This is a genomic window from Dictyobacter halimunensis, assembly GCF_036245075.1.
Genome location: NZ_BSRI01000002.1, coordinates 4,959,033 through 4,985,266, shown reverse-complemented (window position 1 = coordinate 4,985,266; position 26,234 = coordinate 4,959,033). Strand labels below are relative to the sequence as shown.

Here is a 26,234-nt window from a genome sequence, read left to right as displayed (position 1 = left end):
GGTGTTCAAGCACCACTCTTCTCATCCAGTGGCACCAGGGTGTCTCCCGCGGGGGCAACGGCGACACCAAACCAGTATTTATTGAGCGTCTCCACCACTCCCAGCAGCTGCTTCATATTCATTGGCTTCAATATGTAGCTGTTGGCCCCCAGTTGGAAGCTCACATCGATATCTTTGGGGTCCTCGGAGGAGGTCCAGATGATGACCGGGATCATGCGCAGCTCGGGATCGCTCTTGACTGCCTGCAGGACATCGCGGCCATCTACGGAGATCAGGTTCAGGTCCAGAAGGATAAGTGCCGGGCGCGGCGAGGTTCCGGGTTGGGCAAACTCCTGGCGATGATAGAGGTAATCCAGCGCCTCATCACCATCAATGCAACGCGTAATAGGGATGGATAACGACAGCTTCTTCATTGCCCAAAGCACAACTTCGTAATCATCGTCATTATCTTCTATAAATAAAAGTGGACTTTCATGGGCTATCGCCATCACAGTTATCCTTCTCTACACATCCCTCCGGCAGGAAATGTGCTATTAATCACGTGCAAGAGGAAGTGTAAACCAGAAAGTCGATCCTTTACCAGGCTCACTCTCAATGCCGACCTGTCCAGAGTGCTGCTGGATAATACTCTGGCATATGTAGAGTCCCAGGCCAAGACCACCCGAGCCGCTATGGAGTTGGCGATCAGGCGTCTGGTAAAAGCGCTCCCAGATACGACGCTGATCCTCCGGCGTCAGGCCGTGCCCCTGGTCTTTTACAGAGACGCGGGCCTGCTCACCCTCTACGCTCAGGCTCACCTCGATTGGCCTGTCATCTTCAGAATATTTGATCGCATTGGTGAGGTAGTTCGTCAATACCTGTCCCACGCGATCGATATCCACTACCGCTGGCACCATATCCTCTTGTGGCAAACGTATATCTATAGTACGGGTCTGGGCGAGAGATAGTTGATCTGCCACTACCCTTGATACCAGGTCAACGAGGTTGCAGAATTGTACTTTGAGCTCCAATTTATGTTCTAAAATACGTGAAACATCGAGCAGATCATTGACCAATCGGGTTTCAACCGAGACCTGACGTTCGGCCCGATCTACCAACGCCTGAATGCGGCCCGCCACCTCGGGCACAGAGGTAGTATCGTTATTGAGCAGCTTCAGCTGGCGGCGTATCAACTGCAGGCTCGCCTTCATGGTAGCCAGTGGATTGCGCAGCTCATGATTGGTCATGCCCAGGAAGGCATCCATCTGCTGCCGCGCCTGGTCGCTGGCGACTTCGGCCGCCTGGGCGGCGGAGCGCTGATCGATCAGCCGCTCGCGTTCAAATGCCAGCGAGGCCAATTTCCCGATGGCCGTAATCAGACCGAACTCATCCTGTTGCGCGTAGTGGTGCTCGGCGGTCCCATAGTTGATCGAGAGGAAACCCACCAGATGGTCTCGCAGCCGGATCGGAGCGCCCAACACCTGCTCTACGCCGAAGGTAGGAGCCGTACTGGAGGGTGCAGCGTTCAGAGACAACAGCACAGGCTCGCCGCGCTGCAGGCGAGCCATGTCGGAGTCAGGAATATAATCGGATAGCGGAAGGGAGGGGACCGTCTCCCAGAATTTCTGGCGCTGCTCATCAGGCATCCCCACCCCGGCGATCGGTCGAATCAAGCCCTTCTCGGGATCGATATCAACGATCGAGGCCATCTGGCAGCCCAGCAGATCACAGGTCAGGTGCAGCAACTCTTCAGCGGTCTCACGCCTGGATGTGCGGGCGGACCCATCATCAACGACAGGGAGACGAACCAGGACCTCCGACATGGATAACAGGGTCTCCAGCGCTTTGCTGGTGCGCCACTGCTGATTGCGGCGAGCCGTCACATCGCGGCAGACCAGCACGGCGCCCATCAACCCATCCTGCGCATCATAGATCGGCGCCCCGCTCACGCTGATAACTAACTCGCGACCGGTCAGCGTCGTAATCCACAGATCCTCGACCGTAATGCCGCGCAGCGTCTCACCCCCCAAAATGCGAGACGGTGGGAGCTCATCTATAGACAGCGGCCGCCCGTGCGCATTCGTGATCCGCATGGTCTGAAAGCGCTCCTGTAGCGGCTGCATGGTATAATCAGGATGTTCATCGAAGCCCAGTAAAGACCTGGCGGCATCGTTATACTGAATCAGGCGGCCTTCATGATCATAAATAATGACCGCGTCGGCGATCGACTCAAAGGTGGTAGAGAGACGCTGCTCAATCTGATTTTTTTGTAGTTCCACCTGCTTGCGCTGCGTAATATCGCGCACGATCCCATAGACCCGAATCACAGCGTCATCATCGCTCTGGTGCTGAGCCATGATCGGATAGCAGGTATCCTGCAGCCAGCGTATCTCGCCGCTGCGCGTAATCACGCGCCACTCACGTGTATCCTGTCGCCCCTGGCGCATCGCCTCCATGCGCAACTCACGCATCCAACGATCGTCGGGATGCTGCAGATTCTCCCAGCCACACCGATCGAACTCTTCAGGGGAAAAGCCGGTAATGGAGGTAAACGCCTCGGTCGTCCACATGGGTCGGTGAGAGCCATCCGGCAGCAAGAGGTACATATAGGCATAATCAGACGTCATTTGCAGCAGGACGCGACCACGCTCCTCGCGTTCGCGTACATGCTGCAGCTCCGCCTCGAGCTGCTCAATGCGCTCCCTCAGTTGCTTATTCTCTTGTTCCTGATCTGTCACATGCTCCATCCGGCAGGCCTATCCTTACTGATTTGGAAAATTCACTGTTCTATCCGCTAGCTCTGGCGGCACCGCGATCCGATCCAGCGCGCACCACAATCAATCAACACATCCTATTATATCAGATGCCGCCATTAGTCATGTCGCTGTAACCAATAGTTCTAATCATCTGGCACATAGGGAAAGGGAAGTGATGAGCAAGCAGCAAGCGGACGAGAACGTCAGCCTGTACTGGATAGCTTTTTAAAATTACCTCCGCATTACCTCTACATTAGAGACGCATCAGGGGCTTTGTATGAGTAACTTTCGTCTGGCGCAAACGTGCCCTTGTATGGAAGGACATGTGCCATGCTTGAACCGTTTACATTGAATCAGAAAGGAAGATGGGCATGAAATCGTTTCATGGTAAGACTGCTGATCGGCCGGACGAGTATGTTGAATTGAACGACCAGGAGTTGGCACAGGTAATCGGCGGGCAGAGCATCGGCCAGGGGTACGACGACAAAAAGCCTAAGGATCGCTGCTACTACGACAAGAAACATCACCGCCGCTATTGTTATGACCGCCATGGTCACAGGTACGAGAGTCATTAGGCTCGCCTCATGGACGCGCCGTTTTCTTGATGAAGTGCTCCGGGCGCTATGTGCGCCCGGAGCACTTCACAATTTTTGTATAGGTGCAGCAAGGGTGCGGCTGAACCCCTGCTGCACCACCAAGGTTTACTGCGCCCGCACGAGCATAACTCTTATTTGAGTGGGGATGCCTGCGTTCTCCACGCCAGGAGCATTCGATTTATGGTATATTTGATTTATCTTATCAATACCTCTTTCTTATCGGAACCCGCTAGTAGATACTAGAGACGAGGGTAGCAGCATGGACAAGCAGCAGGTAACAGGCTCCTGGCCGACCCTGGCATGGAAGACGGCCACCCCAAATGAGCTGAGCACCGACATTGAACGTCTCAAACAGCTGGACGAATATGCTCAGCGCACACCGGCCTTGCTTAGCATTATAATTGTGCGTTCCGGCATCATCATCTTTGAGGAATACTATCACGGTGGGGGACCCAATCACTACCATAATGTCAACTCGGTAACGAAAAGCGTCGCCTCGGCCCTGGTCGGGATAGCCTTGCGGGAAGGGTACTTGCAGAGTGTCGACCAGCCCCTGCTCTCATTTTTTCCTGAATACCACGCCCACCGGCCTGATCCCAGCAAGCAGGAGATCACGCTGCGCCACCTGCTGACCATGACCAGCGGCTACGCGCTGGCGCGGGGCGGCATCGAAACGTTTCTGGAGGACACCTCATCCATTGAAAAGATGCTGGACCGCCCGCTGGAATACGAGCCCGGAACCCACTACGCGTACGACGATATCGGGGCCCACCTGGTCGCCCTGGTCCTGACGCGCTGCACCGGCATGCCCCTGCGCGAGTTTGCCAAACGCTATCTCTTCGATCCCCTCGGCATCTGGCAGGATGAGGAGCGCAACCACGAGCCCTGGAAGAACGGCCAGGCCAGCGCCGAGGCGCCTCACCGCTATGGAACATGGTCATCACAGCAGGCTGGATTGTGGAGCAACGATGCCAGGGGCAATCAGATCGGCGGCTTCGGCCTGCAGCTCACCACGCGCGAAATGGCGCGCTTCGGTCATCTCTACCTCAACCAGGGCGTCTGGAACGAGCAACGCATCCTGCCGGTGGAGTATATCGAGGACTCGTGGCGCGGGCATAGCAGCACAGAACGTGGTGAAAAATATGGCTACTTCTGGTTTCTGCCCGACTATCATGGGAAGAGAACCAACTGCGCTGTTGGCTATGGGGGCCAGTTGATCGGGATCATTCCCGACCTCGACATCGTCGTTGCCTCTACCTGTGCCTTTGAGCAGGAGGCGATCTCCAACCGCTTCATCCTCAAAGACTTTGTCATCCCGGCCATGCAGATCAAGCCGGACATCGATCCCATCCTGTGAGCGAAAACAACCATTTCCCTCGCCGCCCACTGGCGGCGAGTGGAACAGCCTGGGTGGATGAATACGCTGGCTACTGTAGCATTTCCGGATCGATCTCGCGGCTCTGTTGAGGCAGGAAAGAGAGGGAATAGTTGGGCGTTGCCATAGGCTCTACAGCAGGCAATAGCGGAGAAGTAGCCTTCGACTGATGAGGCACGCGGGCCACCAGGGTATCCACGACCGGACGCTTGATAGAAGCGCTCTTCATCACCTGGGCGGTGCGGATATGCTGATAGATACGAACATATTTCTCTACCATCACGCGGGCCGAGAAATTTTCTTCGACGTGCTCACGTACCATGGCGCGGTCAAGCTGATCGATCTGGTCGATGGCGCGCCTCATCTCCTGCAGATTATCGACCAGGTAGCCGCTCTTACCGTGCGCGACCACCTCCGGGGCGGCCCCACGGGCGAACGAGATCACGGGGCAGCCGACCGACATTGCCTCAATCATCACCATGCCAAACGGCTCTTCCCACTCGATCGGATTCAAGAACACGCGGGCACGGCTGAGCAGATCGATCTTCTCCCTGGTATTGACCGGTCCAATATATTTGATGTCATGACCGTTCAACTGCGGCTTGATAATCTCATCATAATAATCGATCGAGGTTTGAACGTGTTGATCGATGGTACCGGCCAGGATCAAGGGCAGTCCAGCGGACTTCGCCAGCGTGATCGCGTGGTGGGCCCCCTTCTCGGGCACAAAGCGTCCCAGCCAGACCAGGAAATTCTCCGGCCGCCTGACCGTTGGCTTGAACTGCTGCATCGGCAAACCATGATGGACCACGCCAGCAAAGTTCAGCGGCAGATTCACCTCCGCACGCGAGTTCTCGCTGATCGCGATCATCGGCACCTGGCGCATCCACTCAAAAAAATACATATCGGCATCGCCGGTCCATTCCTGCACACGGTCAAAGGGGAAGCGACTATGCAGCGTCGACACATGTGGGGTACTCAATTGCTGCATCAAAGGAAAGGTATACATATCAGCGCTGGACGAGAGGTGGGAGTGCACAATATCAAAATGGTGCTCTTTAATATACTCGATAGATTTGTAGATATGATAGAAGGCCTTGAGATGAGCCTGCCAGGGAACCCCGGCGTCGATTAAAGAATGCGGGAAAAAGGAGACCAGTTTGGCGGATGTATGGGCATCACCTGGAGCAAACAGGGTAACATCGTGGCCTTGCGCCACCTGTTCCTCAACAATATTATAGATAACGTTCTCGGTTCCACCATAATTCTTTGGCGGGATGGTAATCCAGGGCGGTGCTATATGTGCTATTTTCATACTGGACCTTTCGCGCTAATTCTTATACCCCACATAACGCATCAATGTATCCAATGGGAACCGCTCCCCATAGGTACACGATTTGCAAGGTAAAAAAGTTACATACTATTAAACTAGAGACTATGTAAAAAAAGTATGCTTTGCCTGCTAAATACTATAGCAACGCTATAGTTATTATTAAACCACTAACGCACAATGAGAATATACGAATCTTCTGCACTAATAGTCACTACGTCACGGCTAAAAATGCCACAGGATAGTAAAGCTGCTTCTGGCCATAAAAATGGCGCATATGGCAGCCACAACCCAGCATTGAAGTGAGGTCAGCAAATCAAAAAGCTGGCAATGCTTCTGAGCATCTACCTTCAACAAAGAAAAGAAGCAGCAGGCGTATGAAAGAGGAAACGATGCTATGTTCCACATAGGCATGGATTCAACCCGGATCTATCATACTGTTCATCGCTGTATATAGTATACACTATAAATACCATTTTTGTCCAAAAAAACGTGAAACGCATTAAAGATAAAACGCAAATCAGCACATAGAAATGGAGCAAGACGACATAATATGTCAACCTTCGAGACAGAAGAGAGGAATTATGTGGTTGCAGGTTGCTCATGATATACTACGAGAGGATACATTTACATATGTTTGATGTGGAAATGGAGCAAAAATGGATGTTTCTTACCGCGACTGATGGAATAAAGATTGCCTACGATGTACAGGGAGAAGGCCCGCTCCTGATTCTGCTGCAGGGATTTGACGAGGCGCGTCAGATCTGGCATGAGCTGGGCTATGTTGAGCGCCTGAGCCAGCATTTCCGCGTGGTGACGATGGATCGGCGGGGCATTGGTGAAAGCGACAAGCCAACCGAGGCCAGAGCCTATCGCCTGGAGCAGATGCTGGACGACATTTCCGCGGTCGCCGACGTCTGCGAGGCCAAGAAGTTCATGGTCTGGGGCCACTCCTTTGGAGCCTCACTGGCCCTGCAGCTCGCCGCGCGCTCCGAGCGTGTCAATCGCGCCATCGCCGCCGGCAGCTTCTTTGGTCGCGTCTACTTTGAAGAGCGCATCAATCAGATCGTGTCGGAGCTACAGGTGCTCTACAAGGCCCAGCAAGACGGCAACCTGAGGGAGCTCGGCCTGGACCACGAAGACGTACGCTGGGTCGAGGAACGTTCGCTACCCGCGTTGATGGCCTGCTGGCAGGCCACGGTCTCCTGGCCAGTCATCAATCCAGGTGAGGTTCACTGTCCGCTGTATGTGTATTCTGGTTCAGATGACCGACGCATCACCCGGCCCCTGCTAGAGCGCCAGGAAGAGATCGATGAGGCGGGCATTCTCCTGCGCATCTTTGACCATATTGATCATGCCCAGGAGCTCAGCGAGATCGAGGTTGTCTACCCGGCCGCCGAAGTTTTCCTGCGCAAGCAGCCAGAAGAATAATAATAAAACACAAATGAGCGGTATTGGTGCTGAGCGCGCTTAAAGCGCGCTCAGCACCAATACCGCTCATTTGTGTTTTATTCAAAAACGACTAACAGAAGTCGCCGGTGCCAGCTGGCAGGCCGGCACAGAGATCCTTTTTACTCACATACTTATCTTTGATGACCGTCTGGGAGATGTTGTGGATATCTACGGAGACTGGCTCATCCAGGATAGAAGGGATCTTACCACCGTTATAGGTAGAAGTGACCGCTCCATGCGTCAGATTCTTCACGTCTTTACCATCGTGCAGGGCCTTGACCAGGTCTCCAACCGACTGTGCGACTTTGGCGATCGGCTTATAGACGGTCATGTTCTGCTTGCCCTGCAAGATGTTGCGCAGGCCGCCCACGGTCGCATCCTGACCGGTAACCAGAACCTTACCGGACAGGCCGGCGTTATCGAGGGCCTGAATAGCGGTGCCGGCCATACCATCGTTCGCCACGTAAGCCACCTGGATATCATCTTTCTGGTCCGCCAGCGCTGCCTCCATCTCGGTCTCGGCCGTCGGGTTGCTCCAGTCCGGCGTGAAAACCTCGTTGATGATCGAGAGCGTATGCTGCGCCAGCATAGGATCGAGCACCGAGTGCGCCCCGATACTGAACAGCAGGGCGTTGGTATCGGTCTGAGAGCCACTGATCATGGTGATATTGGTATGGAATCCGCGCCGATACTGCTGGTAATGATCGACGATATACTGCGCCTGCAGGGCCCCCACTTTGATATTATCAAAAGAGATATAGTAATTCAGATCCGGGGACTGGATCAGGCGATCGTAGGCGATAACCGGTATGTTATGCGCCTTCGCCATGGTCACGATGGGAGTGGCGGCGATACTATCGTGTGCCGCCACCACCAGGATACAATCCCCGTTCTCCATGCCCGTGGTGGCCTGGGCCAGCTGGGCGTCGCTATCGCCGTTAGCGTTATGATAATCAAAATGCACACCGGGGATAGCCTTTGTGATCGCCGCCTCCAGCAAAGGGTGGTCGTTATGCTCCCAGCGATCAGAGGTCGTCCTGTCGGGCAGGAAGACACCCACACGATTACAATCCTTGCCACCATTGCCTGAGGGAATATTGACCGAGCCCGCCGTATCGCCGAGGGAGCAAGAGGTCAGCAGCAGTCCACAGAAGAGCAGGGCGGCCGCCAGTTGATACCACACAAGGGTCCGTTGACCCGAACGCTTGATAACTGCGCTTCCCATTATTCGTTTCCTCCTACAACCTGACGCAGCTGTCTGATAACTTCCTGCAGCTGGCTCGACGCCTCGCTGGCCGAGGTAGCGCCTGCGATCAGCTGATCCGTCACCTGGGTCGCGATGCGGATCGCCGTCCCCAGGCTCTGATTACTCTTATCCTGGTGTGCGGACACCTTCTCAATATACTGGGCGGCCCCCAGGATCTCATTCAGGCGTTGGGCGGCCAGGCGGGGATCACTCCGGTTCCAGTTGCGCTTGAGATCTTCGCCGATCTCATCCAGTTTGCGCGCCGCCACGCTGGTCGCCTCCGTATAGTACTGCACCGACTGCAGCGCGGTCTGCGACGACTCCACGATCCACTTCTGCTCCGTCGCCGTAACCTGCTCGCGCGACGCCAGCGTATTGAGCATCTCACTGCTGCTCACCAGCGAATTAACCGACGACAGAATCGGTCGCGTAACGGTCCGACCGACCAGCATACCGACCACGGCCGCGATCACCATCACGATCGCCGCGATAAAAATAGAGGTAGCCGTCTGCCGGTCGGCGGCAGAGGTAATGGTGTTCATCGGTCGCAGCACGATATACGTCCAGGGCACAACATGCGTCTTCACCTGGTAGGCCTGGTAATTCTCAGCTTTGGTGGCGGGCGTAAAGTTAAAGGCGTCCGGCCAGTTATGATCCTGCAACATGCTGGCAAGGGAGGGATCGGCCAGCGTCTGCACCGCGTTCAGCGAATTGCCATACAGATTCTCATCTTTCACCTGTTGTTGAACGACGGGCAGAAGACTGGTAACCGGCTTGAACAAGGGAGCAGGAAACGTCGTCAACGTCTTATCGGGATTGGTATAAGCGATGCGCACACCGTTGCCATCCAGGATCATCGCATAGCTACCGGGGGCCGCGCTGTTCTCGTTGTTGACCGCCGTCCAGATGTCATTGAGCAAGAAAGTGGCGCGCCCGAAGCCCACCAGGTTATTCTGCTCAGACATAATCAGCGTATACATGTCCACATACGCCATCTGCGTGCGTGTATCCAGGTGCACATCGGAGATCAACGAATCGTTATGATTCTGCAGGCGAGCCAGCATCGGCATCGGAATCTTATCCTGCCCCCGATCCAGGGCACCCGGATAGGAGAGCACCAGATTCCCGGTCGCATCAAACAGGGTCCAGTTGCCATAGTGGGGATCCAGGTGATTGCCGACGGCCATCTCGTTGAAGGCCTGATCGCGATACGTGGGGTCACCCGCCAGGAAGCGCTTGATCGCCTTGTACTGGCTGAGATACTGTAAATCCTGCAACCGGGCAATCAATAAGGCATCGATAGCCTGGGCATGAGAACTCGCATCGGTCCCCATCTGATCACTGGCCTGCGCGATCAGCGTCGGGCGCAGCGAATACTCGCTCGCCACAACCGTAATAATCAAAGGGAGAACCACAGCAAGGACTAGCAGGCCAGAGAACCTGGCCGTCAACGTAAGTCTTCGATAAGGAGGCGATAGACGCTTCGATAGGACCATAGACGATTTCCTTCTGGCATAACAAAAACACGCACCACGACACACATATATAGTGGACAACACCCTTACAGCTGATACGTCCCGGTAAACGTATCGAGGAAGCATCTTAGCAGCGACAGGTCATGGAAGGGCTAAAATAGATAAATATCGATGTTTACACTATCAATCGACATCCTGTCAAAAGCTAAAACACTCTTTTTTACCGATCGCCAGCCAGCATAACATGTATTTAAGAGGAAAAGGGGGGAACATCCCTGTTGCACCATGAGATTTTCGTTAATCTCCGGCTGGTCCTCTTATAAGAATGAAAGCGAGAGCGTTCATAAATACCACAAAATTCTTCTTGTATACACTATACATCAGAACAGCTTACTCGCATAGTATGTAACCATGAAATAGGACTATTCATGTATCTGCCACAAGAATGGCTGGCTCTTTTTGTGTTGTTGAGCTGGAATGCCGCCCTGCGGACAGCGAAGATAGTTCGAGGTGGCGCTGCGGGAGCGCGATCGCGCTCCCGCAGCGCCACCTCGAAAAAAGAGCATGGGGACGTCTTTCAAGTATAGATTTTTAGTAGATAAGCGGGGATGCAAGCGAGCATGCCGGGGGCATGATCAAGCGGCGAGCCCAAGCTGGGGCAAGCCCAGCACCTACAGGGGGTTTGGGGGCTGTGCCCCCAAAGCCTCCCTCTCTCCCCGCCGCCCGTAGGGTGGCAGGAGGGGGCCAGGGGCACAGCCCCTGAAAAACCTATGCCTGCAAACGCGGGTCAATGCTGGGGCATGTAGCGGTAAAGGACATAGTTGTCTATGTCATAGCGCTTATATTTACCGGGCGGCTCCTTCGCCATGCGCTTATTCAGCCAGTCGAGGCAGTCATATTCGGACGTTGTCATATTGGGATCTTTGGGGCACATCCACGAGGAGGCTTTATCCTGGTGGACGACGGTATAGAATGGCAGATAGCGGTTGTGCGAGGGGTTGAGATGGTGGTTGATCACGCCACAAATAACCCTTTCCTGGCTGGCAAAGGCCAGGCTGTAGCAGGTCCAGTAATCCGTATACACATGCTTTACCCCGAGATGCTCCAGTTGCGCCGCCAGGTCGCTGCGCTGACCATTGAAAGCCTGCGCTTTGGGCACCTCGCTAAAGGTGATCAGCGTACCGATGACCAGGATAAGCGCCACGGCGGCCAGGACGGCGCGGCAAAAATAGGTGCGCACACGCTGCCAGAGGGCTTGCGGACGCAACCTGCTGGCGGCACTCCACAAAGGATCAAGCAGAGCCGGCAGGATAATCAACAGGCCAATGAAGTAGCGTGCATGATAGCCCGGCTGATTGAAAGGGCCGGTACTGCGAATGAAGACGACAATCACGCCGATCGCGGCGCCAACCATCAGCAGCTGCGCGATGCGGCTCACCAGCATATGATGGCGCTCCTCGGCGGTCAACTCCTGTCTGTGCCGAATCACGCACTGCAAGAGCAGCAGGGTAAAGATCAACGCCGTCAGGATCAGCAAGAGATAGCCGCCACCCCAGGTGGTATGAATGATGCCGCACCGCAGGGTACGCGGTGTATTATCGCCCAGGAACGGATACTCGATCACCGGGCAAAAAGGGAAGCCGGTCGCGGTCGGAATGGTCACCTGTACAGTCTCCACGATGTTGTGCCAGACTCCCAGCGACGCCGTTGGATCGTATCCCGTCCCCTGTATCAGGCCAAAGAAGGTCACAAAAGGATTCAGGCCCCGGCTCATACTAAACCAGATCGATGGGAAGAAACCAACAAGAATGCCTACACCGGCCAGCAGCCAGCCGCCCCAGATCAGCAGTTCACGCCAGCAGAAAACAAGGATCAGCAGACCAGCCATAGCCAGAAATGGCACTACGATCATGTCGCTCCACATGCCCAGTCCCGCCACCAGACCAAACGCTCCATAGAAGGGAAGGCGCAGCAGCCGCGTGCGGACCGTGGCGTGCCGTTGATACGTCTGGGCCAGCCATGCCGCGATGAGAAAGTCGAGCGAACCAAAGAGCAACGTTTGTGAAGAGCCACCGGTAGCGATGGTCTGACGAGTCAGGTACGGGATCGAGCCAACGCTCAGCAGTCCTAGCGTCACCAGCGCCAGCTTTTTCGAGAAGAGCAGGCTGGTCAACCAGTACATGCAGACGAAAAAGAGCCCCACCATCAACACAACCCCCAGGCGCAGGGCAGTCAGTGAAGGGCCACCAAAAATATGAAAAAACAGGGCACCCAGATAAGCCTCCAGGACCCCCATATAATTCTGCCCATAAAAAATCGTTGGATGCTCACCATGATACGCGATATTATAAGCCATGGTGGCCATAACGCCTTCATCGCCATTGGTGGGTGGCCAGTGTAAGGCTATCAGAGTGAGTCGCAAGCCGACCGCGAACGCGATAATTGCGGCCGCCGCTACTCCATAGGTATTCTTTTTTAGGTACTTCAAAATGCGCGCACCGGGCAAGTTTGCCTCCTCAATTGAAATAACTTAAGGCATGCATCACTATTTTATACTTATTTATTAGCAGGCCATAATCAGAGCAGTTACGCGTTCTCATTTTACTCATACACAAAATAACCGTCAACAAATTTACCTACTTCATAGTGAAATATGCTATAGCACAAGAAAAAGGTTACCTATCCCCTTTACTATACCAGATTGAAAAACGCTATCATAAATCTCGCTAGACCTTAGGGGATAAAAATAGGGCCCAATCCTTATGGACGGGCCGCGCTTTTAACGCTATGCTGTACGCGGGTAGTACATATTTTTTTCCTGGTATCAACCATGAGTTTCGCGCCTACGGCGCTCAAATAGTTTTGAGGAGGTGGTGCAACGTCACAGGGCGCGAATACGCCCTGTGACGTTGCACCACCTCCTCAAAAAATACGGTGCGAGGTGCTATGCGTATCAGACCTTTTTTCTGGCTTATTTTGGGGATGGCCTGTATCTGTGTGATTATGCTGGCATTTCTCTATCAACCCTATGTCCCGGCCTCCTTGCAGGTGCAGATGGAGCAGAAACAGTTTATGGTCAGGGGCCCATCCACGCTGAAACTGCAGCTGACCGATCCGGATGGGCTTCCCATCGACGAGGCCCGGGTTATTCCCAGCGCGCATATGACGAACATGGACATGATGGCGCTGCACAATCGCGTTGTACCGCATGGGCACGGCATCTATGAGGTCAATCTGGACCTGTCTATGGCCGGTCCCTGGGCGATCACGATTCAAACGCAGGCCAGAGGCTTCTCGCCGCAGCAACAAACATTGCAGGTCAATGTGCTTTGATGCCAGCGCACGCTGCTGCTATACTACAAAGAAGGCAACGATCTCAGCAACGCTTTTGGGGAGGAGGGATGTTCATGGGAACGTATGCACCCGGCAACGGTAAGCCGGGGCAAGCCCCACGACAACAACGGAACAGATGGCATCTCTCGCTGTTCGAGAAGGTCATTCTCGTGAACAGCGTGATGTTGCTGGGAGAGGCGCTGGCCGCGCTCTGGGTTACCAGCCATCAGTTGGAGGTGCATCACTACCTGATCGACACGATCTTTATCGTGCTGGCCACCCTCTTTACGCTGTTCGCCAATATCCTATTGCTGCGCGCCAGCTTCCGGCCCCTCTTCGCGCTACTCACAACGATCAGGGCCGTGGGGGCGGGCCAGACGCAGGAACGCGCCCAGGTCGATGCCGAGACCTGGGAGATCAACGAGCTGGCACAGGCGTTTAATAGCATGATGGATCGTCTGGAGGCGGCCCGGCGCGAGCGCACGCAGGCTATCCTGCAGGCGCAGGAGAATGAGCGGAGGCGCATCGGTATGGAGCTCCACGACGAGACCGGGCAGAACCTGACGGCCCTGCTGATCCACACCGAGGTCCTGCACCAGCATTTTCAGGAGCTCGCGGCCACCAGCCTCACAAAGCAGGACCACAACCAGCTGGATGGCGAGCTGCTGCAGCTCAATCACCTGACGCGCCTATCTCTGGAGAACGTGCGCGTGCTGGCCCAGCAGTTGCGCCCGAGCGTGCTAGATGATCTGGGCCTGCTGGCCGCCTTTCGCTGGTTGGCGGAAGATGGCGCCCAGCGGCTACGCCTGCAGGTTGAACTGGATATACAGCAGATCGAACCATGGGTCCAGGATCTGCCCGCCAACTATGGGACCGCCCTCTTCCGCATTGCCCAGGAAAGCCTGACCAACGTGGCGCGTCACGCCCAGGCCCAGAGCGTCCTGATCTCGCTGCTCCCCAAACAGGAACATATCTATCTCACCATCCAGGACGACGGCATTGGCTATCAGGCAGGTCCAAAGAAGGCTGGCACAGGCATCCTCGGCATGCGGGAACGGGCGACCGCGCTGGGAGGCACCCTGGAGATCATCAGTCACAGCCAGCAAGGAACGAGCGTGCAGGCGATGCTGCCCCTGCCAGCATCGCGGCTGCCGCAGCGGTCGACAGTAGACAGCCAGGAAGAGAGGAAGGGATAAGAGCACTATGCCAGACGAGACAAACACGGTCGGCGAGAAGATTCGCATCCTGCTGGCCGACGACCACGATCTGCTCCGGCACGGCCTCAGGTTGCTCTTCGAGGCACAGGCGGATATGCAGGTCGTCGGCGAAGCGCGCACCGGCCGCGAAGCCATCGAGCAGGCCAGCGAGCAGAGGCCCGATGTGGTGGTGATGGATATCAGCATGGCCGAGATGGACGGACTGGAAGCCTGCCAGCGGATCCGCAAGCTCTACCCCGAGATCCAGGTACTCATCCTCACCATGCATGAAAGCGAAGAATATTTTCTGCAGGCGCTGCGCATTGGCGCCGCTGGCTACCTGGTCAAGAAGGCCGCGCCCGCCGAGTTGAGCACGGCCGTACGCACGCTGGCGCAGGGAGGAGCCTATCTCTATCCCGGCCTTGCCAAGACCCTGATTCGAGCCTATGTCTCGACCCACGATCAATCCCCTACCCGGCTGAGCAATCAGAGGACGATGGCGCGTGAAAAAAACGCCTCGCTGGGCCACGCGCTCGACGTGTTGACGCCACGCGAGGTCGAGGTACTAAAATATGTAGCAGAAGGCAAGACCAACCAGGAGATCGCCGATATGCTGGTGCTCAGCATCAAAACGATTCAGGCCCACCGCGCCAACGTCATGGACAAGCTGGGACTGCACGACATCACGCACCTGGTACGCTTCGCCATCCATCACGGATTGATTGCGGCCGAACCCTATCTCTAACATCTTTTACATCTATTTCGCAAGGATGAGCTACATGCAAATAAAACATCTGACCGACCACCATCGTACGGCCTACCACTTCCAGGCCCCCTCCAACTGGATGAACGACCCCAATGGATTGGTGCAGTGGAAGGGCAACTATCACCTCTTCTATCAGTATCACCCCCATGGTCCCCTGTTTGGCAAGATTCACTGGGGGCACGCCATGAGCGCGGATCTGCTGCACTGGACCCATCTGCCCATCGCCCTCTCACCCACCGACGGGGGACCCGATGAGGACGGCTGCTGGTCTGGCTGCATGGTCAACAATCAAGGTACCGCGACCATCGTCTACAGCGGCAACGCCCACGGTCGCCAGCTTCCCTGCGTCGCGACAAGCCAGGATGAGGATCTGCGCACGTGGCACAAATACGCCGGCAACCCGGTCGTGGCCGACTGGCCGGCCGAGCTGGATATCGTCGAGTTTCGCGACCACTGCGTCTGGCAGGAAGGCGAGATGTGGTACCAGGTAATCGGCTCAGGGTTTAAAGGTGTCGGTGGCGCCGCCCTGCTCTATCGCTCGCCCGACCTGTTGCAGTGGGAATACCTGCAGCCGCTATGCGTCGGCAACAAGGACGAAAGCGGCATCATGTGGGAATGTCCCGACTTCTTCCCCCTCGGCGACAAACATGTCCTGACCGTCTCATCGATCCCCGATGGCCTGGTCTATTACTTTATCGGTACCTATCAGAACGCGACCTTTACGCCGGAGAGCCAGGGTTTGCTGGATGGCGGGAAGCACTTCTACGCCCCGCAGTCCATTCGCGATGACCAGGGACGCCGCCTGATGTTCGGCTGGCTCCGCGAGGGACGCGACGACACCGACCTGCTGCAGGCCGGGTGGGCCGGAGCCATGTCGCTGCCACGCATCCTCTCGCTGCAGTCGGGGGACACGCTCGCCATCGAACCGGCCCCCGAGATCGAGCAGCTGCGCCTCAGGCGGCGCACGGTCGAGCCCCGATCGATTACAGATCAGCAGACCGTGGTTGAGCAGCTATTCACCAACGCCCTGGAGATCACGCTCGACATCGATAGCCATACAGCTACCGGCTGCGGGCTGGTCCTGCGGGACAGCGCCTATCCCGAGGAGAGCATCTCGATCAGCCTGCGGGAAACGGGACTGAGCATCGAGGCCAACAACGGCCGCACCAGACAGGAGCCGGAACAGTATCCGCTCGCCCCCGGTCGCCATACACTGCGCATCTTCCTGGATGGCTCGGTATTGGAGGTATTCATCGATGCTCGCGCCTGCCTGACCGAGCGCTTCTATCATTCGGCCCCCCGGCGACTCAGCCTGGACCTTTTCGCCAGAGACGGCGAGGCCATCCTGCACCAACTGGACGTCTGGGAGATGGCTACGATCTGGCAATAACGAACTCGCCCTGGGTGAGCTTTGGGGTACGCGTGCGCGAGGTTGGCATGCCGGTACCACGTGGGCCAGCGTGAATGACATGGGAAGCGGGGTCGTGGGGGGACGTTGGCCGCAATCGCTGTCGCTCGCGGCCAGGACGACCGTTGAAGGTCGTCCCTACAGGGGCGTTTTCGCGTTGGAGGAGGCGTTTCATATTCGGGGGCGTTTTCGCGTTGGAGGAGGCGTTTCATATTCGGAGGCGTTCATGTTCGGGATTCGTTTGGATTTTGATGGTATTTTGTGGTTTTTGAGACATGTCCGTCTCGTTGTGTTAAGCATATGGGGAGCGATTCCGGCACCTACAGTCGCCTCCAGAGGAGGATAACAGAGAAAGGAGTGGCGGGGCTACGCTGGCCTGCCGCTCCTTTCGTCTGGAAGAGGGGATTTATGTCAATTACGATTGCGGGGTGCCGCAGTCGTAGAGCTGGTTGGTTCCCTGGTTATTAGTGGAGCCGCCCGATTGCCATGAGCTGGCGGGGACGACGCTACAATGGCTGGTGACCCAGGTGGTGGCCTGATTCTGACGACCGAAGCCGCCAGGGGCGCCATTGGCGAAGAACTGGCGGAATTGCTCCGGAAGCTGATTGATGTTGAACTGGCCGCCACCGCGAGCCCCTCCGAGCCAGAAGTAGCGCACGGTCCCGTTGTGGATCAGGTTCTGCAGGTCGCTGGTGGTCAGGATGGGATCACCACCACTAAAACCTCCCAGCGCCATCACAGGCTTATTGGTGGACAGGATGATCGAATCGGCCGTTTGTGAGCTTGGCGTGGCTACCAGAAACTTTGTGTTGCCCTGGTGGGCCTCCAGGTATGATATCAGGCCCGGGTCCGCGTTTCCGCCAGCACCAAAGCCGCCCTGGAACGCGTTGCCCAGGTTATTGCGGGCCGCGCGGGCCGCATTGTTCCCACCCGGCAGGGCAAAAGCAACCTGCGCGCTGGGCCCGGAGGTCGGGGCCGATGACTCCGTATTACGGAGTACCGAGTAGCCGGACCAGATGGTGGGCGCGATCAACAAGGCCAGCAGGCCAAGCGCCACCGCGCCACCCGCGATGCGCGGACGCGGCAGATCGAACTGCACATGCAGGGGCAGGCGCAGCAGAACCAGGATGCCAATGCCAACTACGGCCAGCACGCCGATAATGGGGCTGAGCCACTGATACCAGGAAGGATAGCTGGACAGCATATACAGCTGCGCCACCGCCGTCAGTCCCAGTGCGATCGGCAGCAGCCAGCCGTCCCAGTCGTGGCCGCGATAGGCGCGCCACATCACCACCACGCCGATACCGACCAGGGCGCTCAGTCCTGGTGACATCTCGGTCATGTAGTACTGGTGGAAAGAGCCATCGACCGAAAAGAAGATCGCCATTGCCAGCAGCCACATCCCCCACAACACCATCGCCAGCTGCTGATTATCTACCTGCAGGCGCCAGCGACGCTGCACCGCCAGGGCCACGATCGCCACCAGCGCGAACGGCAGCAGCCAGCCGATCTGACCGCCCAGCGTCGCGCTAAAGAGGCGGAACGGTCCCGCCGCCCCCGTCTGGAAACCACCCGCGCCACCCGCGAACTGGCGCGCGGCATTGCCGTTGCCGTCAGCACCGCCATTGCGACCAAAACCATTACCCCCAAAGCCAATACCGCCCCCACCGGGGCCAGTATTGCCAGGACCGGTGTTGCCATTGTTATTGCCACCACCAGGCAAGGGAGATTGTTGAGCGGCCGTACTATTCTGCCCGCCGCCGGTCGTATTGGAGCGCGGCGTATTCTGGTTAAACGGATTGCCGTTGCGATTGCGGCCACCAAAGCCGTTATTGCCGCCAATGTGCAGGCGGTTCAGGCCGTTGTAGCCAAAGGCCAGGCTCAACTCAGAATTATTCTGGGTCGAGCCAACGTAGGGACGCTGCGACACCGGGGTCAGATCCACCGCCAGGGCCCACGAGAGGGAGAGCAGCAGCATCACCAGCAGGGCCAGCGCCAGGTGCCAGATGCGCGTCCACAGCGGACGAGGCGCGCACAGCAGGTAGGTCAGTCCCAGCGCAGGCACCACCAGGTAGGCCTCGGCCATCTTCACATTGAAGCCGACACCGACAAACACGGCGCTCAGCAGCAGCCAGCGCAGCTTGCCGCTTTCGGCGGCACGGATCACCGCCCACGCGGCCAACAGCAGAACCAGGGCCAGAGTGCCATCGATGGTATTATTGCGATTGGTCACCACGCTGATCGGCGTAACGGCCAGCGCCAGCCCTGCCAGCAGCCCCGCGATCGCCCCAAAGTGGCGCTTCACCAGGGCGTAGAGCAGCCAGACCGCCAGCACGCCACACAACGCCTGCGGCAAAAAGATACTAAACGGCGTAAAGCCAAAGATCTTCGTACTCAGCGTCTGCAGCCAGAAGCCCAGCGGCGGCTTATCGATCGTCACGAAACCACCGGGATCGAAGGAAACGAAAAAGAAATTGTGCCAGCTATCCGCCATACTACGCACACCAGCGGCATAGTATGCGTTCCCGTACCCGTTCTGGCCCAGTTGAAAAAAGTCCATAAACACCGCAAGCAATAAAACCGCCGCCAGCGCGACGCGGTTCCAGAGACGCGGCTTCTCCGTCTTGCGCTGCGGCAACGTTGTATCGATTGGCGATACTGTTGAAGCATCAGCGATATCAGCCATGGCCTAATCTATCTCCTTAAATTGGGAGTCCATTCACATTCGTATCAGGGTGCTGCGTTGCGCTGCCATAGCGCAACGCAGCATGTGTGGAGGAAGGGAGGATTTCCTTGTATGAGCCAAGTATAAAGGGAATATCTCAATAAACGCACAGGTAATTGTAAATAAAATTTAAAATCTGCCCCTCTCCAATGAAAATCCAATCTAAGGGTCTACAAAGACGCGTAGTAATTTTCCTCGATCCCACGCTGGTAGAGCAGCTCAAAGGCCTCGGTCAGGGCTGGATCAAACTGGCGCGCGGCTCCGTTTAAAACGCGGCTTCTCTCAGCGGAGACGCCATTCTCGCGCCAGTTGCGTCCCTGAGAGAATATATTCTGGGCAAACGACTGCAGCTTGTCGACGGCGCGCGCATACCTGGCTTCAGGTGTTGTGCACGCTTCAAACTCTCTCCACCAGTCATAGATCTGCGTGCCCAGGTCCTCTGGCAACTGCGCGAATAACGCCTGGGCCGCCCGTTCCTCGCGCTCCTCTCTATCAAGATTTCCAGCGATATCAAAAGCGGGCGTATCACCCGCGTAGATCTCCACCAGGTCATGCGTCAAAATCAGTTTGAGGGTATGCTCGATATCGACCTCTGTACTCAATTCTTTGTGCAAGAGTAAGGCGAACATCGCCATATGCCAGGTATGCTCGGCATCGTTCTCGTGTCTGCTCTGTGAGCTCAGATAGTTGGCGCGATAAATGGTCTTGAACTGATCGATGATTTCCAGGAAACGCAGAATTTGTGTGAGGCGTGTGGTATCAATCATGAGGAGTCCTTCTCTGTAAATTTGATATAGCGCCTCATTCTATCATAATGCGGTGTCTCAGCTTTTTCACCAAGGGTGCCCTTCCTAATGCCACTTAATGGACAATCATGATCAGCTGTAACGGCAACCCTCCTTAAATCTGGGAGCGCGACACCTCGTGCCAGCTCTGACCGCCATCGCTGGTCCGTAGCAGCACGCTGACGTCTCCTTTTCGCAAACCACCGCCGGGTTCGGGAAGACCCATATGGTTGGTGTGCATAGCGATCATCCAGCCGACCTGGGCGTTGACAAAAGATGCTGGTCCATAACGGTTGAACTGCGACGGTAGAGTATGCTTCTGCCAGTTCTGGCCTCCATCCGAGGTGAGATAGAGAAGGCGATCATCGCTATTCCCCAGGCTCCAGGCATGCTGGAGATCCACCACACTATCGTTCAATAACGTGAATTTCGCGGCGGCTCCATTCCAATGCCAGCTCTGGCCACCATCGCTGGTTGTGTAGAAGCGGGTAGCAGGCGAAGAACTATTGGCCGAAGCCAGTAGCAGACCTTGTTGCTCACCAAAGAAGGTTGGCGGGCTCAAGAAGGTTACGCTCTTGTCGGGGAGCGTGACGGGATTCCAGCTGCTGCCGGCGTCGTGGGTGACATAGAGCCAGCCCTGGCTATTGCTGACGTCATGGTATGTGTTGCCGGCCAGCCAGCCGGTCTGTGACGAGCTAAATTGCAGCCGGGCATTGGCGGTCAGGGGAGCCGTGCCATAGGCGTCGTCGCTGGTCGTAGGCAGTTGTGAGGTTGAGGGACCACCGATGACCCGCTGCCAGTTCTGCCCACCATCGGAAGTGCGATAAAGGGCGATCTGGCCGCCGATATAGGCGCTACCGGGATCGGGTCCGGGAAAATGATCGGTCCCCAGGAACCAGCCATGCTGCCCATCCGCAAAGACAGCTGCCGTCTCCAGGGGGCGTGCATGGATGGTCGAGCTCTGCCAGGTCATGCCGCCATCGCTGGTATGGTAAATGTGAGAGCTAGAGACCTGCGTCTTCTCATCAACCTGAGGAGCCGTTACGGTCGCCACGGTCGCCGAACGAAAATCGGTGATGCAGGGAGCGATGAATCCCTTGCCCTGGCCCTGCGTCGAGACACAATTCAGCATCGCCTGCCAGTGGACGCCGCCATCGCGCGTACGCAAAATGCTATAGCCGCCCGCGCCCGGCACGGACTGGCTTACGGCCCAACCGTCCGTGGTTGTGAGCATATGGATAGACTGAAAGACACCCTTCAATACAGTCGCCGGAGCCAGCATGGTTGGAGATGGCTTGATGGTTTTGCTGTCACCACTGGTAGACTCCTGATCTGCGTTCGCGCCACAGCCAGCAAGCATGATTAGCGCGCCAAGCAGTGGTAACAAGGCGAGGAAGCGAAACCAGGGATGATACGCATCTTCGCGCAACATATAGAAGAAACGCGACATAATCTTTTCCCTTTATTTTTTTCTCAAAAATTTCATCTATCAGAGCGCCCTTTAACTATAATGATGTTTTTCGGGCTCAATTTGTTACTTTTTCTAACTTTTTAGATCTGAAAAGAAATTTTGTTCTAGGAAGAAGGATAACCGTTATGCATCTATTCCGTCAATGGGCATTTTTCCCGATTTTTATTAAAGTAAATCTTACCCTCGTCATACAGGGGGACATGGTCGCCCACACATAGGCGGCCGCATGTGCGGCCGCACTGGTTTTGTGTGTTGGTGCGAAAAAGCATGCAGTCTGCAGGTGATAATCATGTGAGCAAGACATATTCTAAAAAAGAGAGCGATAAAAGGCGTCTCGGCCGAGGGCATCGAGGGCGTCGATTTTGCGCTTCTCGAAGAAATCGCTGACCTGACCGCGCTCAAAGTACCAGATGCAGTCGAACATGATGCTTAGTTGGAAGATGTCGAAGAGGTGCTGCTTTTCGTCGGCTCGCAGGGGCCGATAGCGCTCGTACTCGCGCACGGTCCGGCTGGCGGCGCTGAAGTCGAGGATGTGGTCGCCTGGTTGGAAGTCGGACCAGCTATACCAGTCAAAGGTAGGGAGAAACGGGTGAATCAGGGTGACGAGATCGTAGGTCAGGAAGGTGTAGTTGGCATCGTCAAAGTCGAGCAGGGCGGCGAACTCACCGTCTTTGAAGAGGATGTTTGAGAAGTGGAAGTCGCAGTGGCAGATGCCACAGGGCAACGAGGATGGCAGTTGCAGTCGCGCCAGGACGCGCTCGAACCACACCAACTTCTCATGTGCGTTGGTGGTGCCAATGCGCCGCGCCTGCTGCCGGGCCAGTTCGCGGCAATTCTCAACGGTATAGTTCAGACGCTCGTCCTTGTTGACTGGCTGGTAGTCCCTGGTAATATTCTGCAATTGAGCGACCCGTTGAATAAGCTGTTGCTGCTGCCGCTCGTCTGGTCGTTCGAGGTGCTCGCCATCGACGAATGTAAACAGGAGGTACGGCTTCTCGTGATAGATACCGAGTGCAGCTCCGTGTCTGTCCAGCAAGACGGCGGGACAGGGATAGTGCTGCTGTGTCAGATATTGAAGCAGGTGGCTCTCGAAAGCGACAGAGCCGGGCGAGCGATTCTCGTAATACCGGAACACAAACCGGCCCTGCGTAGTCTGCAAGAAAAAATTCGTCTGTACCGATCCATGCGCGATGGGCGCGAAATCCAGCAGCGCACCCAGATCGTAGCGCGCGAGGATCTCTTTGAATTCAGATGCCGAAAACGGTGTTTTTACTGCCATGGCAGCTATTCTATCAGATAGGAAAGAAAACGGCAAAAGGGAGGGCCACAAGACCCTCCCTTTTTGTCTTCCCCCAGAGCGAAGTCCTTTAAGGAGTACAAGGACCCGCTTGAATCCGCCTGAGCGGATTCCGCATTGCGAGAATTGCAATGGATAACATCCGGTTGGCAGGCTGTTCGCCAGAAAGCTCTGGCAGCAAGGCTGCTGACAGGCAGACCTGGCCGCAGAGTTTGCCTCTGAACTGTGAATGCGAGAACTGTGCCTGTGCACCAAACAAGCAGATCTCCCTCACAGGCGTTGGCTGTAAGCGGAACAGACACTGCACCATGCCCACGCTACGCGCAAAGTATGAGCCCCCCCAGACCGCATTTCCGGTAGCGCTTTCCCCACACATGATGATACAGGATGGCAAAGGAGATGCAGTTGATAATTTGTTGAGATAGCGTGAAGATTTCTTCTGAGCGCTGATTACAAGGTTAAGAAAAACACATCATGCTCAAGTTCATCTTTTTCCTGATCCTCGGGAACGCATGGGCAGCCACTAGCGATGGAACGCCTGGCTGTCTACCGGTGCCTGTTCGCGATCGAACATCCCATAATCACGCACGACACCAGCGATTCTCAGATGATAGTCCTGAAAGATAGACTGACGTCCCTTGCTCTGAGCAGCCCGATGTACACCGAGTTGACGCCATTGCTCAATCGCCTTTTCGTCTCTCCAAAATGACAGCGAGAGAATTTTTCCAGGATTAGTGAGGCTTTCAAAACGCTCAATTGAGATAAATCCATCAATATCATCCAGGTACGGCCGTAAGTTCGCGGCGATATCGAGATATTCTTGCTTGCGCTCATCTCTGGGAAAGACTTCAAAGATTACAGCGATCATAGTGTTGGTCCTTTCTGAGTGCCAGACATTCCTCTTATTGGGACACGTGATAGGGACGGGCAAGCCGGGGCAAGCCCGGCAGGCACCTACGGCAGGAAAAGGGGGACGGTGGTGACAAGGATGACGAGGCCGAGGACCAGGTAGTCCAGGCGGCCAAGGGGCTGTTCGTACAACAGGGTGCGGGGTCCCTCGCTCTGATAGCCGCGAGCGTCGAGAGCGGTGGCGAGCTCGGAGGCGCGGCGCAACACCCCCTGCACCAGGGGCACAAAGAACATGGCCAGGCTCTGGAAGCGCTCGCGCGCCGTTCCGTGCATGATATCGGCACCCCGCGCGGCCTGGGCTTTCATGAGCTGATCCGCCTCTTCCAGCAAGGTGGGGATGAAGCGCAGGGCCAGCAGGAGCATGAGAGCGAAATCATCCACGGGTAGCTTCAGACGGCGCAGCGGCGAGAGCAACAGGGTCAGGCCCTCGATCAGCGCGACGGGCCGCGTCGTCATAGTGAGCAGGGTGGATGAGACAAAGAGCACGCAGAAGGCCACAAAGGTAACGACCGTCAGCCACGCCCCCTGTTGAGTAATAATCAGCGGCCCAACCTGCATGGGGCGATTGGCGGCATAGCCATTAGTGAGCCAGAAAAACAGCAAGGAGCCGAGCACGGCCAGCAACGCCAGCCGGTGGAGGAAGCGTAACCAGAAATAGCGCTTACGCCAGCCGCGCAATGGTGGCAGCAGGACCAGCCCAAAAACACCAGCGAAGCGACACACAGCCACAGCAGATCCTGTTGCAGGCTCGCATAGCCGAGCCGCCAGGGTCCCAGGCTCCAGATCACCCGGCCATCACTGACCGCGCCGAAAATTGAGATGAGCAGGCTCGAAAAAACGATCAGCACCAGAAACCAGAGCCGCTTCCCAAAGTCCCGCAGCGAGATACCAGAGGCGAGTACGCCCGCAAGCATCAGCGCGATCGCCACAATATAGGGGATAAAGTGCCATTGCCGGTGATTGGCGATCAGCAATGTTCCAATCAGCCAGACGATAATCAGCACTTTGGTACGGGCCTGCAGGCGATGAATGACGCTGGTGCCAGGATAAAAGATGCCCAGAGAAATTTTTTCCAACATAGCTGTAGCGTGTATCCTTCTATTCCGTTTCGCTAATAGTATACTCTTGCGAGCCAGCACCTGAAACCTCTAGAAGGAGGACGTGGGTGTGGGCGCCCCCACACGCGCGTTCGCTACGCGTCCGCGCTGTTGGTTAGTGTGGCAGGGGTGCTAATGCGCCCCACATACACCAATACACAACGGACGTGTGAACATCGCGGGTGCGAAAACTTAAGGTCCTGGATGGGGAGTCATTCATGTTTTTGCAAAAAGAGAAGGCGACAAGAACACGAAACGCCCCACCAACGAGAACCGCCCCTGTAGGCCCGCGGGCGCCAGCGATTGCGGGCCACGTACCCGGCCGGTTCGGCTTCTCGTGAATGACATCTCGCCCCACGTGGTACCCTAGGAGGAACGTTCGCTTTTGGGTACGCCTGCGCAACGTTGGCGTGTGGGAACCACGTGGGCGGGCGTGGAAGGCAAGGGAAGCGGGGTCGTGAGGGCACGTGGGCTGCCGTCGCTGGCGCTGGCAGCCCGGTCGACCGTTGAAGGTCGACCCTACAGGGGCGGTTCTCGTTGGTGGGAGCGTTGCGGCTTTCGGGGCGTTGCGGCTTTTGTTGCCGCTCTTTGGTAAAAACATGAATGGCACACCTGGATGGGGGAGGCTATCCAATTTCGCTTTTTAAACGTATACTTTATAAGAGATGCACCAGGTATTTCGAGATTGAGAAGGAAGCGTTTTGCTATGGTAGAAACACAATCACAACAATTAGAGCGCATTCGGCAACAGTTGGATGATACCAGGGCAAGTCTGGAACGGGATCTGGCGATCAGCAGCGATGTTACGTTAAAGCGGATCGAGGTTGACGCGGCCACCGTCGTTACACTGTCGCTGGTCTCTGAGCTGCTCCCGGAGTCCGTTCAAAAACAGGTAGGAGAGGTGATCTCGCTACACGAGCAGGTGTGGAATACCGATGCACCGGCGGTGGTTGGTCATACACCGCGCAAGCCGCTGGGCGAACGCATTTTTCATCGCTTCGCTTTTTTTTCGGCGCACTCCGCCAGGCAAGGCTGAGG

22 protein-coding genes are annotated in these 26,234 nt (G+C 56.2%); 8 read left to right on the top strand and 14 right to left on the bottom strand.

The genetic code is table 11. From position 1 onward, the window contains the following. Window positions 1-5 precede the first annotated feature (5 nt). A complete protein-coding gene (locus AABA21_RS34580; protein ID WP_338257271.1) occupies window positions 6-488 on the bottom strand; it encodes a response regulator in 483 nt (160 codons plus the stop codon). Window positions 489-533: 45 nt separating this feature from the next. After that, window positions 534-2,726, bottom strand: a complete 2,193-nt coding sequence (locus tag AABA21_RS34575) for an ATP-binding protein (protein ID WP_338257270.1) — start codon at window positions 2,724-2,726, stop codon at window positions 534-536. 380 nt (window positions 2,727-3,106) lie between these two features. On the opposite strand from AABA21_RS34575, the gene AABA21_RS34570 reads away from it, so the two are divergent. Beyond that, the gene (locus AABA21_RS34570) at window positions 3,107-3,310 is read left to right on the top strand and encodes a bacteriocin (protein ID WP_338257269.1); all 204 of its coding nucleotides are present in this window, start codon (window positions 3,107-3,109) and stop codon (window positions 3,308-3,310) included. A gap of 280 nt (window positions 3,311-3,590) precedes the next feature. Further along, window positions 3,591-4,688: a serine hydrolase domain-containing protein gene (locus AABA21_RS34565; protein ID WP_338257268.1), complete on the top strand. Its 1,098-nt coding sequence runs from the start codon at window positions 3,591-3,593 to the stop codon at window positions 4,686-4,688. Window positions 4,689-4,758: 70 nt separating this feature from the next. Here the strand turns inward: AABA21_RS34565 and AABA21_RS34560 are convergent, their stop codons facing one another. Beyond that, window positions 4,759-6,021 (bottom strand): glycosyltransferase family 4 protein, encoded by a 1,263-nt coding sequence (locus AABA21_RS34560; RefSeq protein ID WP_338257267.1) that lies wholly within the window; start codon window positions 6,019-6,021, stop codon window positions 4,759-4,761. Between the two features lie 648 nt (window positions 6,022-6,669). On the opposite strand from AABA21_RS34560, the gene AABA21_RS34555 reads away from it, so the two are divergent. Continuing rightward, complete coding sequence (locus AABA21_RS34555) at window positions 6,670-7,467, top strand: alpha/beta fold hydrolase (RefSeq protein ID WP_338257266.1); 798 nt, start codon at window positions 6,670-6,672, stop codon at window positions 7,465-7,467. Between the two features lie 91 nt (window positions 7,468-7,558). Here AABA21_RS34555 and AABA21_RS34550 read toward each other — a convergent pair whose 3' ends face one another. The 3 genes from AABA21_RS34550 to AABA21_RS34540 all read right to left on the bottom strand — a co-directional run bounded on the left by AABA21_RS34550 (window position 7,559) and on the right by AABA21_RS34540 (window position 12,715). Then, window positions 7,559-8,713 carry a sugar ABC transporter substrate-binding protein gene (locus tag AABA21_RS34550; protein ID WP_338257265.1) on the bottom strand — a complete coding sequence of 385 codons (1,155 nt, stop codon included), beginning with the start codon at window positions 8,711-8,713 and terminating at the stop codon, window positions 7,559-7,561. Beyond that, on the bottom strand, window positions 8,713-10,230 hold the full coding sequence (locus AABA21_RS34545; RefSeq protein WP_338257264.1) for a cache domain-containing protein: 1,518 nt from the start codon (window positions 10,228-10,230) through the stop codon (window positions 8,713-8,715). The genes AABA21_RS34550 and AABA21_RS34545 overlap by 1 nt, the downstream gene beginning before the upstream one ends. Window positions 10,231-10,996: 766 nt before the next feature. Beyond that, entirely contained in the window at window positions 10,997-12,715 is a 1,719-nt protein-coding gene (locus tag AABA21_RS34540; protein WP_338257262.1) for a hypothetical protein, read from the bottom strand. 440 nt (window positions 12,716-13,155) lie between these two features. Between AABA21_RS34540 and AABA21_RS34535 the strand changes: the two genes are divergently transcribed. The 4 genes from AABA21_RS34535 to AABA21_RS34520 all read left to right on the top strand — a co-directional run bounded on the left by AABA21_RS34535 (window position 13,156) and on the right by AABA21_RS34520 (window position 16,894). Continuing rightward, a complete protein-coding gene (locus AABA21_RS34535) occupies window positions 13,156-13,542 on the top strand; it encodes a FixH family protein (RefSeq protein WP_338257261.1) in 387 nt (128 codons plus the stop codon). Between the two features lie 74 nt (window positions 13,543-13,616). Next, window positions 13,617-14,738: a HAMP domain-containing sensor histidine kinase gene (locus tag AABA21_RS34530; RefSeq protein WP_338257260.1), complete on the top strand. Its 1,122-nt coding sequence runs from the start codon at window positions 13,617-13,619 to the stop codon at window positions 14,736-14,738. A 7-nt stretch (window positions 14,739-14,745) separates the two neighbouring features. Next, the gene (locus AABA21_RS34525) at window positions 14,746-15,483 is read left to right on the top strand and encodes a response regulator (protein WP_338257259.1); all 738 of its coding nucleotides are present in this window, start codon (window positions 14,746-14,748) and stop codon (window positions 15,481-15,483) included. A gap of 34 nt (window positions 15,484-15,517) precedes the next feature. Beyond that, complete coding sequence (locus AABA21_RS34520; protein ID WP_338257258.1) at window positions 15,518-16,894, top strand: glycoside hydrolase family 32 protein; 1,377 nt, start codon at window positions 15,518-15,520, stop codon at window positions 16,892-16,894. Here AABA21_RS34520 and AABA21_RS34515 read toward each other — a convergent pair. The 8 genes from AABA21_RS34515 to AABA21_RS34480 form a co-directional block, all read right to left on the bottom strand. Beyond that, window positions 16,878-17,087, bottom strand: a complete 210-nt coding sequence (locus tag AABA21_RS34515; protein WP_338257257.1) for a hypothetical protein — start codon at window positions 17,085-17,087, stop codon at window positions 16,878-16,880. The two genes, AABA21_RS34520 and AABA21_RS34515, sit on opposite strands and share 17 nt — an antisense overlap. A 240-nt stretch (window positions 17,088-17,327) precedes the next feature. After that, entirely contained in the window at window positions 17,328-19,598 is a 2,271-nt protein-coding gene (locus AABA21_RS34510) for a glycosyltransferase family 39 protein (protein ID WP_338257256.1), read from the bottom strand. 209 nt (window positions 19,599-19,807) lie between these two features. Further along, window positions 19,808-20,404 (bottom strand): HD domain-containing protein, encoded by a 597-nt coding sequence (locus tag AABA21_RS34505; protein ID WP_338257255.1) that lies wholly within the window; start codon window positions 20,402-20,404, stop codon window positions 19,808-19,810. Window positions 20,405-20,537: 133 nt separating this feature from the next. Beyond that, window positions 20,538-21,872, bottom strand: a complete 1,335-nt coding sequence (locus AABA21_RS34500) for a WD40/YVTN/BNR-like repeat-containing protein (RefSeq protein WP_338257254.1) — start codon at window positions 21,870-21,872, stop codon at window positions 20,538-20,540. A 328-nt stretch (window positions 21,873-22,200) separates the two neighbouring features. Further along, a complete protein-coding gene (locus AABA21_RS34495) occupies window positions 22,201-23,172 on the bottom strand; it encodes a homoserine kinase (protein WP_338257253.1) in 972 nt (323 codons plus the stop codon). 541 nt (window positions 23,173-23,713) lie between these two features. After that, entirely contained in the window at window positions 23,714-24,058 is a 345-nt protein-coding gene (locus AABA21_RS34490) for an antibiotic biosynthesis monooxygenase family protein (RefSeq protein WP_338257252.1), read from the bottom strand. 86 nt (window positions 24,059-24,144) lie between these two features. Further along, window positions 24,145-24,714 (bottom strand): energy-coupling factor transporter transmembrane component T family protein, encoded by a 570-nt coding sequence (locus AABA21_RS34485; protein WP_338258521.1) that lies wholly within the window; start codon window positions 24,712-24,714, stop codon window positions 24,145-24,147. Next, a complete protein-coding gene (locus AABA21_RS34480) occupies window positions 24,639-25,178 on the bottom strand; it encodes an energy-coupling factor transporter transmembrane component T family protein (protein ID WP_338257251.1) in 540 nt (179 codons plus the stop codon). The genes AABA21_RS34485 and AABA21_RS34480 overlap by 76 nt, the downstream gene beginning before the upstream one ends. A 724-nt stretch (window positions 25,179-25,902) precedes the next feature. Here AABA21_RS34480 and AABA21_RS34475 point away from each other — a divergent pair. After that, on the top strand, window positions 25,903-26,232 hold the full coding sequence (locus tag AABA21_RS34475; RefSeq protein WP_338257250.1) for a hypothetical protein: 330 nt from the start codon (window positions 25,903-25,905) through the stop codon (window positions 26,230-26,232). Window positions 26,233-26,234 lie beyond the last annotated feature (2 nt).